12 protein-coding genes are annotated in these 13,137 nt (G+C 39.2%); all 12 read right to left on the reverse strand.

The window, feature by feature from the left end:
- Nucleotides 1-7 precede the first annotated feature (7 nt).
- Nucleotides 8-1,627, reverse strand: a complete 1,620-nt coding sequence (gene fliF / locus BN997_RS20390) for a flagellar basal-body MS-ring/collar protein FliF (RefSeq protein WP_042535036.1) — start codon at nucleotides 1,625-1,627, stop codon at nucleotides 8-10.
- Between the two features lie 227 nt (nucleotides 1,628-1,854).
- A complete protein-coding gene (gene fliE / locus BN997_RS20395) occupies nucleotides 1,855-2,157 on the reverse strand; it encodes a flagellar hook-basal body complex protein FliE (protein WP_042535038.1) in 303 nt (100 codons plus the stop codon).
- 23 nt (nucleotides 2,158-2,180) lie between these two features.
- The gene (gene flgC / locus BN997_RS20400) at nucleotides 2,181-2,633 is read right to left on the reverse strand and encodes a flagellar basal body rod protein FlgC (protein ID WP_042535039.1); all 453 of its coding nucleotides are present in this window, start codon (nucleotides 2,631-2,633) and stop codon (nucleotides 2,181-2,183) included.
- Between the two features lie 2 nt (nucleotides 2,634-2,635).
- Nucleotides 2,636-3,028 (reverse strand): flagellar basal body rod protein FlgB, encoded by a 393-nt coding sequence (gene flgB, locus BN997_RS20405; RefSeq protein ID WP_042535041.1) that lies wholly within the window; start codon nucleotides 3,026-3,028, stop codon nucleotides 2,636-2,638.
- A gap of 558 nt (nucleotides 3,029-3,586) precedes the next feature.
- A complete protein-coding gene (gene codY, locus BN997_RS20410; protein ID WP_042535043.1) occupies nucleotides 3,587-4,366 on the reverse strand; it encodes a GTP-sensing pleiotropic transcriptional regulator CodY in 780 nt (259 codons plus the stop codon).
- A 29-nt stretch (nucleotides 4,367-4,395) separates the two neighbouring features.
- Nucleotides 4,396-5,793, reverse strand: coding sequence for an HslU--HslV peptidase ATPase subunit (hslU, locus tag BN997_RS20415; protein ID WP_042535044.1), 1,398 nt, complete (start codon nucleotides 5,791-5,793; stop codon nucleotides 4,396-4,398).
- Nucleotides 5,794-5,854: 61 nt separating this feature from the next.
- Nucleotides 5,855-6,400: an ATP-dependent protease subunit HslV gene (gene hslV / locus BN997_RS20420; protein ID WP_042535046.1), complete on the reverse strand. Its 546-nt coding sequence runs from the start codon at nucleotides 6,398-6,400 to the stop codon at nucleotides 5,855-5,857.
- Between the two features lie 13 nt (nucleotides 6,401-6,413).
- On the reverse strand, nucleotides 6,414-7,307 hold the full coding sequence (xerC, locus tag BN997_RS20425; protein ID WP_042536338.1) for a tyrosine recombinase XerC: 894 nt from the start codon (nucleotides 7,305-7,307) through the stop codon (nucleotides 6,414-6,416).
- 449 nt (nucleotides 7,308-7,756) lie between these two features.
- Nucleotides 7,757-9,835: a type I DNA topoisomerase gene (topA, locus tag BN997_RS20430; protein WP_042535048.1), complete on the reverse strand. Its 2,079-nt coding sequence runs from the start codon at nucleotides 9,833-9,835 to the stop codon at nucleotides 7,757-7,759.
- Nucleotides 9,836-9,919: 84 nt separating this feature from the next.
- Nucleotides 9,920-10,819 (reverse strand): DNA-processing protein DprA, encoded by a 900-nt coding sequence (gene dprA, locus BN997_RS20435; protein WP_042535050.1) that lies wholly within the window; start codon nucleotides 10,817-10,819, stop codon nucleotides 9,920-9,922.
- A gap of 121 nt (nucleotides 10,820-10,940) precedes the next feature.
- Complete coding sequence (sucD, locus tag BN997_RS20440; protein ID WP_042535052.1) at nucleotides 10,941-11,843, reverse strand: succinate--CoA ligase subunit alpha; 903 nt, start codon at nucleotides 11,841-11,843, stop codon at nucleotides 10,941-10,943.
- A gap of 62 nt (nucleotides 11,844-11,905) precedes the next feature.
- Nucleotides 11,906-13,066 carry an ADP-forming succinate--CoA ligase subunit beta gene (sucC, locus tag BN997_RS20445; protein ID WP_042535054.1) on the reverse strand — a complete coding sequence of 387 codons (1,161 nt, stop codon included), beginning with the start codon at nucleotides 13,064-13,066 and terminating at the stop codon, nucleotides 11,906-11,908.
- Between the last annotated feature and the right edge of the window lie 71 nt (nucleotides 13,067-13,137).

The following is a 13,137-nucleotide window of genomic DNA, read 5'->3' on the forward strand; positions in this document are numbered from 1 at the left end:
AAACCTCCTAATCCTCATTCATCCAGCTGCGTAATAATTTCGCAAATTCTTCTGGTTTTTCGTTTGCAATTTTCTCCAATTGTTTTCTCCTGATAACTTCTTCTGTATCTTCTCTAGGAAGTTCAGGAATAATTGGTTCTTCATTATCTGCTACAGAAGCTAACGGCTGCTCTTCCTCAATTTCCTCTTCCAGCCATTCTTCCTCTGTACGGTTCCTTCTGAGCATAAAGAGTAAAATAATGATGACAATTAGTAAAATTCCGCCAACAATATAAAGCCATATAGGGATTCCTGCTCCTGACGGTTCTTCCTGCTCCCCGACTGAAGGGCTGAATTCCTGAAACACAATCGAGGTATTCGGTTCAGCTTCTTCCTCCATATCCTGTAAATCTCCGTCAACCGATGTTTCTATGATGGAATTCAAAATGGATTCCACACCTTCTTCCACATCTGTCTGTTCCTGCTGGTTTAAAAATTCTATTTCTCCATCTTCTCCTTGTCTTGTGCTGTTAACTGCCACCTGTATGCCAAGGTCTCTGATTTGATAAGGGCTTTCCACTATCTCACGGCGGATACGGTTAAATTCATAATTGATTGTTTCTCTATCTAATTCATAGTCCCCGTCATTGTCCCCTTCTTCAGCAGGAAAGTTCGCAACATCTTCTTCCCCGGCTCCTGCAACGCCATCCGGGGCTCCTTGACCAGTGTAAGATTCTTGAATCGTCTCCAGACTGACCGGTATTCCTTCCATTGCTTCAAGATCAACAGGCTCCACTAATTCTTCTGTACGGTTTTCTTGTGAAAAATCAATATCTGCCGTAACGGAAACAACAATATTTTCATTTCCTACCATTGTTCCGAGCATTTGCTGCAGCCTGCGCTGAATATCACGTTCTACATCTTTTTTAATGGTTTGCTGATTTGAGTATGTATCCTGACCGCCGGCTAATTGCGTTTCCTGGTCATAATATTCAAAGTACTGATTCATAATAATAATATCTTCTGCATCTAAATTAGGGATTGCCTTTGACACCAGATGATATAGACCGTCTACTTGATTTCCCTCAAATTGATATCCCGGCTGTGTATGTAACATAATAGCAACACTGGCTTCTCCTGTTGCTTCATCGGCAAACACAGGCTGTTCAGGCATGTTTATCATGACATTTGCATCTTGTATACCTTCAATTCCTGAAATTAAATTCCCGAGCTCTGTTTGCATCGCATCTAGTTTCATGACACTGAATTCATTCTCCGTAATACCCCATGAGGCATTTTCACTAAAAAAAGAATAATCTATACTCCCGCTGTTTGGAAGCCCCATAGAAGCAAATTCTAATAATAACGAATCAACCTGCTCCTCAGGCACCAGAATGGTAGTTCCGCCATTTTCAAGCTCATATGGCACTGTTCTGGTATCTAACTCCGTTGTAATTTGGCCGGCTTCCTGCATGGACAAATTATTATACAAAGGAACATAGTTTGAATTGGAACTAAAAAAAGTTACCGCAGCAATTAACAAAACGATTAATACTGCTCCGCCGATCATCGTCCCTTTTTGCCCCTTCGATCTGGATTTCCAAAAAGTAAAAGTGGATTCTCTCCATTTTTGTAATTTCTCTTTCATATACACTACCCTCACTAAATTCAAAACTATTCTCTGTACACTTAAGATTGTTCAAAAAGTCCAATTAAAATAACTTATCATAAAAACTTTCTATGTTAAGAGCAGCTGCATCATGTAATTCCTGCATTGGAATATTTTTCGGATATAATGCATCACCCTATCCAAGCCGTAAGCTGATTCTTTGTTTGTACTTTTTTGAACAAACATTTTCAGCTTAATTATTATCATTATACCTGCATCCGCATAATCTCATTGTAGGCATCGATTACTTTACTCTGTACTTGGACACCTGTTTCCAGTGTGACGCTTGCTTTTTGAGCAGTTATCATCACATCATGCAGATTCTCCACACTGCCATTTGCTAATCCATTCGTTTTATTATCAGATTCTAATTGAATATGATTTAAATCCTCTATAGCATTTTTTAACATGGAAGAGAAATTACTTTGTGCTTGACTTGGAGTTAACCGCGAAGATTGCCCTTCTTCAACCGGGTTTACTGGAGGGAGATAAGTTCCAATCGTATTCATTTTGTTCTACCACCTTTACCTTTTTATTGTCCAATTTCTAATGTTTTCATAAGCATTCCCTTACTCGCATTAAAAGCAGTTACATTTGCTTCATAGGAGCGGGAAGCACTCATTAAATCAACCATTTCTTTTAACGGGTCTACATTGGGCATTTCTACATAGCCGTCTTCATTTGCATCGGGGTGCTCCGGATTATATACAAGTTCAAACGGTGTCTGATCCTCTACTATTCCAGTTGCACGCACACCGCCGCCAGAGGCATTATTTCCTTCTGCATGCTTTAACATCTGCTTAAAGGAAGGCTGCCCTGTGCCAAATGTTGCCATTTTCCGGCGATACGGTTCAAACTCTCCATCAGCATTTTGGGTTGCTCTGGTTGTCTGTGCATTTGCCAAGTTAGAGGACACCAGATCCATACGTAATCTCTGTGAGGTCAAACCGCTTGCGCTGGCATCCATTGATTGAAAGATAGACAATTTTAATTACCTCCTCGAATGACAGATTGTAAGCTGCTGAATTTTCCATTCATACGATCGATAAGGCTATTGTAATAAATTTGATTTTTAGCCAGTTCTGACATTTCTCTATCAATATCGACATTATTCCCATTGTGATTATATGTAGTTGACGCGTCCTTCACAATACGGTACGGACGGTTCTCTTCTTCACCAAAGTTCAAATGACGTTCATTGGTTGTTCTAGCTTGAAGTCCAGACATCTCATTTTCTAAAGCGGATTTAAAACTTACTTTATCAGCTTTATAATTTGGTGTATCAGCATTTGAAATATTATTAGAAATAACATTATTTTTTGCAGAAGCGTACTGTATCGAATTTTCTAAGTTACCAATCGTGCCGCTAAATAAATCCATTTTATTCTTTACACCTCTTTTTTTTCATAAACACCCATAAATTACATTGTTTATACGAATTAATTTTAAATTAAGTGATAGACAAAGTCTATGCAATTTCTACATTATTATTGACAAATTAAAAAATCATTCATTTTTACTAGACCAAAAGGCCCTATAAATGATTTTTATTTGTTGTTTTCCACAAATGCCCTCGCAAGCTTTGTATCAGCTGCAAATTCTATAATACATTCTCCATAACCAAATATACATAGAAAAACAGGTCATTAGACCTTATTTCCATTCTACCTTTTAAAATAAAGGAATTCAATATACTCATTAAAAATATTTATTAAATATAATTTACTAATCGTTCTTGTTCAAAAAGTCGCCAAAATAAAATTAGCCTGCTAGAACCGCAGACTTTCCGTTGCTATTATTACTGAACATAAAAAATCGGGACTTTAGTTAGTCATCGACAGAAAATATGTTATAAAACGCAATATCCTTCCTTATTTGCACATAAAAAAAACTGTGAAGAAATATTTCCCTCACAGCATTTTTAAGTTTATTTACTTTTTAGCGTGTACGGATTTTTTCTAATTCTACTAAGAATTTATCATTTAATACTTTAATATACGTTCCTTTCATACCTAGAGAACGAGATTCGATAACTCCTGCACTTTCCAGCTTGCGAAGTGCGTTAACAATAACAGAACGGGTAATTCCTACACGGTCAGCAATTTTACTTGCTACTAATAAGCCTTCTTTTCCATTTAACTCTTCAAAAATATGATCGATTGCTTCCAGTTCACTGTAAGACAGAGAGCTGATTGCCATTTGTACAACAGCTTTGCTTCGAGCTTCCATTTCAATTTCTTCCGTTTTTTCATGAAGAATCTCCATGCCTACTACCGTTGCACCGTATTCAGCCAACAATAAATCATCATCATTAAATGTTTCGTTCACACGGCCGATGATTAACGTTCCTAAGCGTTCTCCTCCGCCGATAATTGGAACAATAGTCGTATAGCCGTCTTTGAATAACTCTTTATTTTCTACAGGGAATACTGTGTGTTTGTTTTCAATATCCAAGTTTGCAGTTGTTTCACGGATTTCTTGTAATCCTTCTGTATATTCTACAGGAAATTGTTTTTCTTCAAGCATAGATTTCATACGGTCATTTTCAACCTCTTGGTTCACTGCGACACCTAATAATTTTCCGCGTCTGCTGACAATATATACATTCCCGCGAATCACATCACGCAATGATGCTGACATTTCATTGAAATTCACTGACTTTCCTGTTGCTGTTTGTAACATTGCATTAATTTTTCTTGCTCTCGTTAATAAATCCATTTGATATTCCTCCATTTTGGTATTTTAAATTATAATATAAATTGACTGAGATCCTTGTTTTGAGCAATTGTCGAAAGCTTATCATTAACATACCCTTTTGTAATTTCAACTTCTGTCATTGAAATATCAGGAGCTTCATAGGATAGGTCCTCTAATAATTTTTCCAAGATTGTGTGTAATCTGCGAGCCCCAATGTTGTCGGTCTCCTGGTTCACATCATAAGCAATTTGCGCAAGTCTCTCTATAGCTTCGTCCGTAAATTTAAGTTTTATACCTTCTGTTTCTAGCATTTGCTTATATTGTTTTAATAAGGCATTGGAAGGCTCTGTTAAAATTTGCTTAAATTCATTGATTGTAAGCTTCTCCAACTCTACGCGAATTGGAAACCTGCCTTGCAGCTCAGGAATCAAATCAGAAGGTTTCGACATATGAAAAGCTCCTGCAGCGATAAATAGGATATGATCCGTCTTCAAGGTTCCATGCTTGGTGACAATCGTTGATCCTTCCACAATCGGCAGAATATCCCTTTGTACACCTTCTCTGGAAACATTTGCAGAGCCTTCTTGTTTGCCTGCTACTTTATCAATTTCGTCAATGAAAATGATACCTGTTCGTTCAGAGCGGTTAATCGCTTCTTGAGTGACCTCATCCATATCGACAAGCTTTTGCGCCTCTTGCTGGGTCAACACTTTTCTTGCCTCAGAAACGGTTAGTTTCCTTTTCTTCTTCTTTTTGGGCATGAACTGACCAAAAGCATCCTGCATGTTCATCCCCATTTGTTCCATTCCCGAACCTTGCAGCATGTCAAACATTGAAGGCGGAATTTCTTCTACTTCAATAGAAACATAATGGTCTTCTAACTCACCTAATGCCAGCTGATGAGCTGTTCGTTTTCTTTTGGTCCTTATCTCTGATTCTTCATTCGAAGCATCATCTTCTTGATCTTCATCTGAATCAGAGCCTTGAAACAACATTTCAAAAGGGTTTTTCACGGAGTTTTTAGTTTTTGTCTGTGGTACAAGCAGTTTAACAAGTTTTTGATTTGCTTCCTGCTCCGCCCGCTCCATGACATCTTCCATCTTTTCTTCTTTCACCATTCGTACAGCTTTTTCCACTAAATCACGAACCATTGATTCCACGTCTCTGCCGACATAACCAACTTCTGTGAATTTTGTAGCTTCTACTTTAACAAACGGTGCACCGACCAGCTTTGCAAGCCGTCTGGCAATTTCTGTTTTACCTACACCAGTAGGACCAATCATTAAAATATTTTTGGGCACGACCTCATCTTGAAATTCTTCATCAAGCTTCATTCGCCTATAGCGATTTCTCAGAGCTACTGCCACCGATTTTTTCGCTTGCTTTTGCCCTATAATATATCTGTCTAATTGATTCACTATTTGCTTTGGCGTTAAATCCACCGTCATCAAAAGCATCCTCCTTTGTCAAGACTTCATTAAAAGCGTTCATTCAAAAAGAAAGAAACGATTATTCCAGTACTTCTAACGTAATCTGATCATTCGTAAACACACAAATATCTCCTGCAATTTCTAACGCAGTTTGCGCAATCTCAGCAGCAGATAACTGCGGTGCTTTTTGAAGCAATGCTCTGCCGGCGCTTAACGCATAGTTGCCTCCAGAACCAATAGCAAGTATCCCGTCGTCCGGCTCAATAACTTCTCCTGTGCCGGATACAAGGTACATATTTTCTTTATTCATGACTATCAGCATAGCTTCGAGCTTTCTGAGAACTTTATCAGAACGCCATTCTTTTGCTAATTCGACAGCAGCTCTTGTCAAATTGCCATTAAATGCTTGTAGCTTACCTTCAAATTTCTCAAATAATGTGAAGGCATCTGCCACAGATCCGGCAAACCCAGCCAGAACTTCTCCATTATACAAAGTTCTCACTTTTTTTGCGGTTTGCTTCATAATGACGGCATTGCCAAGTGTCACCTGGCCGTCACCGCTCATGGCACATTTTCCATTATGCTGCACCGCAAATATGGTTGTAGCATGCATTTGGGAGTCCATATATCCACCTCACTTATTTTTTATCATTTGCGCGCGGATGGCTTTTCATATAAGCCTTCTTCAAATGCTCTTTTGAAACGTGCGTATATATTTGGGTAGAGGATAAACTTTCATGTCCTAATAGTTCCTGCACAGACCTTAAATCAGCTCCCTCATTCAACATATGCGTTGCAAAAGTATGCCTGAGCTTATGAGGATGCACTTGAATATTTATAGAAGCTTTTTCTACTATTTTATTTAACACAGTACGAATGCCTCTTGTGGTTATCGGATTTCCTCTTGCATTTAGAAATACATTCTCTGTTTTGTTATTTGATTTATTCAGTAATTTTTTCCTTCCGTGGAACAGATACTTTTCTAAAGCCGCTTCCGCGAAACTGCCAAAGGGGACATAACGTTCTTTCCGCCCTTTCCCTTTTACAAAAATAGTTCCAATCGAAAAATCAATATCCTGCAAGCGCAATTGCTGACACTCGCTGACGCGGATTCCGGTTCCATACAGAACCTCCAGCAGCGCTTGATTGCGCTGCCCTAAATTTGTCGTCAAATCACTCACACAAAAAAGCTTCTCCAACTCCTCTTCATACAAAAAGCCTGGGACAGGTTTTTCTGACTTAGGGAGTGAAAGCTGCGTAAACGGATTCCCCACAATCAGCTTCTCCCGTTCCAAAAAACGGTAAAAGCTTCTCAGTGAAGATATTTTTCTGGAGACAGACCTTTTGCTTAACGCATTGTTATATAACTCTGTAAGAAATATCCGGACTTCCCGGTAGGTTACATGTTTTAAATCATATACTTCTTCTCTTTGCATAAAAGCTTCGAATGTTTCTAAATCAGTCCGATAAAATTGAATGGTATACGGTGAGGCATTTTTTTCAATTTGTAAATACTCTATAAACTGGTCCATGTATGTTTTTAAATTCACAAAGAAGTCACCTCATCATCGTATAACGGATAAAGCATAGCACACTCCTTCTGAGATTGCAATGAATTTAACTAAATTGTAATAAAATTCAGAAAGGTGCTTAGAGTTATGAATATTCGATGAAGTGAAAAAACAACGAAAGGGTGGTTAGGAGTATCTGAAGATCCTGTTTATTTCCATTCTATAAGTGTATCCACAAAACGATAAATAACTGCTCCAATAGCTTGGGGTCTTCCTGCTAAATAGTTGAACAGCTTCTGTAAAGGGAAATGCCTTACCAAATAGATTTTAATAACAATTATAATTTTAGTCAACTTTAACGATTATTATACGTCTAATTCAACGTTTCTAACTAACACGATGCATCTCTTTTTATTATTTATTTTACATTTCTTCACACACAGCAGAACAGAAGCAGCTGATGATATCAGCTACTTCTGTGCAACTTCCTTATATTCACAATTAGAGCATTGAACTTGCGTTTCTTTTTTACTTTTCTTTTCAACCAGCATGGAGTCACATTTTGGACACGTTCTGGCAATCGGTTTATCCCATGATACAAAATCACATTCCGGAAATTGGTCACAGCCATAGAAAGTTCTTTTTTTCTTTGATTTCCTTTCTACAACATCCCCCTCTTGACATTTCGGACAAGTGACACCAATTTTCTTTAAAATCGGTTTTGTATTTCTGCATTCAGGGAAATTGGAGCAAGCTAGAAACTTCCCATAGCGGCCCATTTTATATACCATTTCGTGTCCGCATTCTTCACAGGTAATTCCGGCAGGCTCATCACGTATTTCTACCTTTTCCATCTCAGCATCTGCTTTTTCAAGCCGTTTGCTGAAGTCCTGGTAGAAATCGTCAATAATTTGTATCCAGGCTGTTTTCCCTTCCTCAACAGAGTCTAAGTCTGTTTCCATTTTGGCAGTGAATTCTGCATCAATGACTTCAGGGAAAAACTCTTCTACAAGCTCGCAGACGATGGTTCCAAGCTCCGTTGGCACAAACCGCTTATTATCCATGGATACGTAGCCTCTGCGCTGAATCGTATCCAGCGTTGGTGCATAAGTAGACGGCCGGCCAATGCCCATTTCTTCCATTGTTTTAACCAGTCTTGCATCAGTATACCGTGGAGGCGGCTGGGTGAAATGTTGATTCGGCTTCACTTCTTTCGATTCAACTTTCATTCCCTCTTCCAGCTCCGGCAATATTTTATCTTCCTGTTTTTTATTGTCATCGTTGCCTTCCACATAAACTTTCATAAACCCTTTGAATTTTATCTTTGAACCGGTTGCACGAAACTCCACCCCATTGTTTAACAGGTGGACAGTCATCGTATCCATTACAGCAGGCGCCATTTGACTGGCAACAAAGCGTTCCCAGATCAGTTTGTACAAACGCAGCTGATCTCTTGATAAAATATTTTTTAATGCCTTAGGGTCCCGTAAAGTGGAAGTCGGGCGAATGGCTTCATGGGCATCTTGCGCGCCGCTTTTATTTTTAACAGGGCTTTGCTTGCCAAGATACGTTTCGCCATAGTTCTCTTTGATGTAGCCTTTTACTTCTTCCTTCGCCCCATCTGAGATTCGTGTGGAATCTGTACGCATATACGTAATTAATCCAGTAATCCCGCCTGAAGAACGCCCTAAATCAATACCTTCATATAATTGCTGGGCAATCATCATCGTTTTCTTTGCACGGAAGTTAAGTTTTCTTGCTGCTTCCTGTTGAAGGGATGAAGTAGTAAATGGATGTGCTGGATTTCGTTTTCTTTCTCTTTTTTTCACACTTTGAATGGTGAACTCTTTTCCGTCCAGCTTCTTTTTAACCTCTTCCACATCATCTTTTGTTTTAAGCTTTGTTTTTTTACCATTGACACCATAAAAGGCGCCTTCAAATGTTTCGTTTCCTTTTGCAAATAATCCGTCGATAGACCAGTATTCTTCCGGCTGGAAATTCTCAATTTCTTTTTCTCTATCAATAATCATTTTTAAAGCAACAGACTGTACTCGTCCGGCACTCAATCCTTTTTTCACTTTCTTCCATAGTATAGGACTGATATTATAGCCTACTAAACGATCGAGAACGCGGCGGGCCTGTTGCGCATCAACCAAGTCTAAATCTATCGCCCGGGGATTCTTAAAGGATTCTTTAATGGCATCCTTAGTAATTTCGTTAAAAACAACCCGGCATTTTGAATTTTCATCCACATTTAAAACATGAGCTAAATGCCATGCAATTGCTTCTCCCTCGCGATCCGGATCGGCTGCGAGATAGATTTTTTTGGCTTTTTTTGCTGATTTTCTTAAATCTTTAAGTATATCCCCTTTTCCGCGGATAGTAATATACTTTAATTTATAATTTTCCTCAACGTCTACTCCCATTTGACTTTTTGGCAAATCGCGAAGATGCCCCATGGAAGCTTTTACTGTATATTTTTTTCCTAAATACCGTTCAATCGTCTTTGCTTTCGCTGGCGACTCAACGATAACGAGATAATCTGACATGTACGTTCCTCCCATAATGAGGTTGACAATTTACGAATAGAAATCTTTCCTAATACTATAGATAGAATACGTTTTTGTCAAACACTATTTATTGAATAATCGAAAACTATAATTCCATTCTGTGTAAATATCTTCAGCAGATTGAATTAATTTTGCACCATCCTGAATAATTCGATTACACCCGGCACATTGTTCCAAAAGCGGATTGCCCGGTACAGCGAACACATCTCTTCCTTGGTCAAGGGCTTGATTCACCGTAATCATCGTACCGCTCTTCTTCATTGCTTCTATCACTAAGGTTCCCATTGTCAAGCCACTTATAATTCGATTTCTTTCCGGGAAATGATATTTTTGAGGCGGTGCGTCTGGCGGGTATTCAGATAAAGCCAGTCCTTGCTTTACAATCTTTTGATAAAGCGGCAAATGCTCTCTTGGGTAAATGGATCGAAAGCCGCCGCCTAAAACAGCAATCGTATTTCCCTGCCGTTTCAGTGTCAGCCGATGTGCCATACTGTCAACACCTCTTGCCATTCCACTGACAATCACCCATTTCGCATCAATAAGAGGCGCAATCGCCATAAATAGCTTTCCAAAGGCCTCATTTGACGGATTTCTTGTACCGATAACGCTGAGCATCGGCTGCTTTGCTAAAAGATCCAGATTTCCTGAACCATATAAAACGAGGGGTGCGTCTTTAATTGTATTTAACATAGAGGGATAATATTCGTCAACTATTGTGATGATATGAAAATCTCTAGATTCTTCCAATATCTTCTTTTTTAATTGCGGATTATGAAGGTCTTTCAAGAGGGTTTGTGCTTTTTGATGAGGAATTCGAATAATTTGTGACAATTCGTACGGGGACAGCTGATAAATCTTTTTTAGTTCAGGATCTGTTCGTACCCACTTGCGTATAAAAGTACGTGTAGCATAACGGCACCGGCTGAGATGAATAAAATCCAGCCGATCAAAAAGATAATTCAATCCATATCCTTCCCTTCCTACTTAATTGAGGCTGAAAAACCCGGACAAAATTCTACTTCCTTCTATATTATAGAAGGAAGTAGAATCCTCTGCCCAGGTACCTTAAAGTACTTCAACATGCTTAATGCGTTTTACATTTTTCCTCTAAACCATTTTCTTTCAATGCTTCAATCATTGTTTCTCCCATAACAGAAGGAGTTGCAGCTACTTTAATTCCGCAGGATTCCATTACACGGATTTTTTCATCAGCTGTTCCTTTTCCTCCGGAGATAATAGCACCGGCATGTCCCATACGTTTTCCTGGAGGTGCTGTTGCTCCGCCGATAAATCCGACTACGGGCTTCGTCATATTCGCTTTCACCCACTCAGCAGCTTCTTCTTCCGCGGTACCGCCGATTTCACCGATCATAATAACAGCCTCCGTTTCAGAGTCTTTGTTAAATTCTTCTAGTACATCAATAAAGTTTGTCCCGTTAACCGGGTCGCCGCCAATACCGACAGCAGTTGTCTGTCCATAACCAGCTTCGGACAATTGATGAACAGCTTCATACGTCAATGTACCAGAGCGGGATACCACGCCGATATGCCCTTTTTTATGGATATATCCTGGCATAATCCCAATTTTTGTTTCATCTGCTGTAATCACACCAGGGCAGTTTGGCCCAACAAGGCGTGTTTTCTTGCCTTCCATATAGCGTTTCACTTTCACCATATCCATTACCGGAATATGTTCTGTAATACAGATAACTAAATCAAGCTCTGCATCTGTTGCTTCGATGATAGCATCTGCAGCAAAAGGTGCCGGTACATAGATAACAGATGCGGTTGCTCCAGTAGCTTTTACAGCATCATCAACTGTGTTAAAAACAGGAACTCCTTCTACTTCTGTACCTGCTTTTTTCGGTGTTACCCCGCCAACAATTTTTGTACCATATTCCAGCATTTGTTTTGTATGGAAACGTGCAGTTCCACCTGTAATTCCTTGGACTATTACTTTTGTATCTTTATTAATATAAACACTCATTATAAGTCCGCCCTTTCCTATTTTTACGTCCTCTATTTGTAAGTCAATACACGGTAACTGCTTTACTTCACTGCAGCAACAATTTTCTCTGCGCCGTCTGCCATAGAGGTTGCAGAAGTAATATTTAGACCTGATTCATCTAAAATTTCTTTGCCCCGCTCTACGTTTGTACCTTCTAAGCGGACAACTAATGGTATAGTCAAGCCAATTTGCTTCGTTGCTTCTACAACACCTTCAGCAATAACATCACATTTCATAATTCCGCCAAAAATGTTTACAAAAATTCCTTTTACATTTTTATCTGAAAGAATGATTTTAAATGCTTCGGTTACTTTTTCGGCTGTAGCACCGCCCCCTACATCAAGGAAGTTAGCCGGATCGCCGCCATAATGCTTAATAATATCCATTGTAGACATTGCTAAGCCGGCGCCGTTTACCATACACCCGATGTTTCCGTCTAATGAAACATAGCTTAAGTCATATTTAGAAGCTTGGATTTCTTTCTCGTCTTCCTCGCCTAAGTCACGCAGTTCTGCAATTTCTGGTTGACGATAGAGTGCGTTATCATCAAAGTTTAATTTTGCATCCAACGCAAGAACTTCGTTATCACCTGTAGTTACAAGCGGGTTAATTTCTGCGATAGAGCAATCTTTTGCAACAAAAGCATCATATAGTGCAGTCATAAATTTAACTGCTTTACCCAGTAATTCATCCGGAATATTAATATTGAATGCTAGTCTTCTAGCTTGATAAGGTGATAAACCAACAACAGGGTCAATCACTTCTTTAAAGATTTTTTCAGGTGTTGCTTCTGCCACCTCTTCAATTTCTGTACCGCCTTCTTCAGACGCCATCATAACAACTCTTGATGTGGCACGGTCAAGAACTACCCCTACGTAATATTCTTTCTGAATATCACAGCCTTCTTCAATAAGTAAACGTTTTACTTCTGTGCCGTCAGGTCCGTTCTGATGTGTTACAAGCGTTTTCCCTAAAATTTCATCCGCATATGTACGAACTTCCTCCAGACTCTTTGCTACCTTTACCCCGCCGGCTTTACCGCGTCCACCTGCATGGATTTGCGCCTTGACAACGGTTACAGACGAGCCAAGCTTTTCCGCAGCTTCTACAGCTTCGTCTACAGAATAAGCAACATGACCGTTCGGAACGTTTACACCAAATTCTCGTAAAACTTGTTTACCTTGGTACTCATGAATGTTCATCTTCCATCCTCCTATCAAAATCAATGCACTACTATTGTATTAAAAATATAGGAAATAAACAAGAAATAGGG

Origin of the sequence: Oceanobacillus oncorhynchi (genome assembly GCF_000821065.1) — a bacterium.
Lineage (GTDB): Bacteria > Bacillota > Bacilli > Bacillales > Amphibacillaceae > Oceanobacillus > Oceanobacillus oncorhynchi.

Excerpts from the sequence above, each read along its gene's own strand:
- hslV (WP_042535046.1), bottom strand. The coding sequence starts at position 6,400 with ATGGACTCCCAAATGCATGCTACAACCATATTTGCGGTGCAGCATAAT.
- sucC (WP_042535054.1), bottom strand. The coding sequence starts at position 13,066 with ATGAACATTCATGAGTACCAAGGTAAACAAGTTTTACGAGAATTTGGT.
- fliE (WP_042535038.1), bottom strand. The coding sequence starts at position 2,157 with ATGAATACGATTGGAACTTATCTCCCTCCAGTAAACCCGGTTGAAGAA.
- hslU (WP_042535044.1), bottom strand. The coding sequence starts at position 5,793 with ATGACGGTGGATTTAACGCCAAAGCAAATAGTGAATCAATTAGACAGA.
- fliF (WP_042535036.1), bottom strand. The coding sequence starts at position 1,627 with ATGAAAGAGAAATTACAAAAATGGAGAGAATCCACTTTTACTTTTTGG.
- topA (WP_042535048.1), bottom strand. The coding sequence starts at position 9,835 with ATGTCAGATTATCTCGTTATCGTTGAGTCGCCAGCGAAAGCAAAGACG.
- sucD (WP_042535052.1), bottom strand. The coding sequence starts at position 11,843 with ATGAGTGTTTATATTAATAAAGATACAAAAGTAATAGTCCAAGGAATT.
- xerC (WP_042536338.1), bottom strand. The coding sequence starts at position 7,307 with ATGGACCAGTTTATAGAGTATTTACAAATTGAAAAAAATGCCTCACCG.
- flgB (WP_042535041.1), bottom strand. The coding sequence starts at position 3,028 with ATGGATTTATTTAGCGGCACGATTGGTAACTTAGAAAATTCGATACAG.
- codY (WP_042535043.1), bottom strand. The coding sequence starts at position 4,366 with ATGGATTTATTAACGAGAGCAAGAAAAATTAATGCAATGTTACAAACA.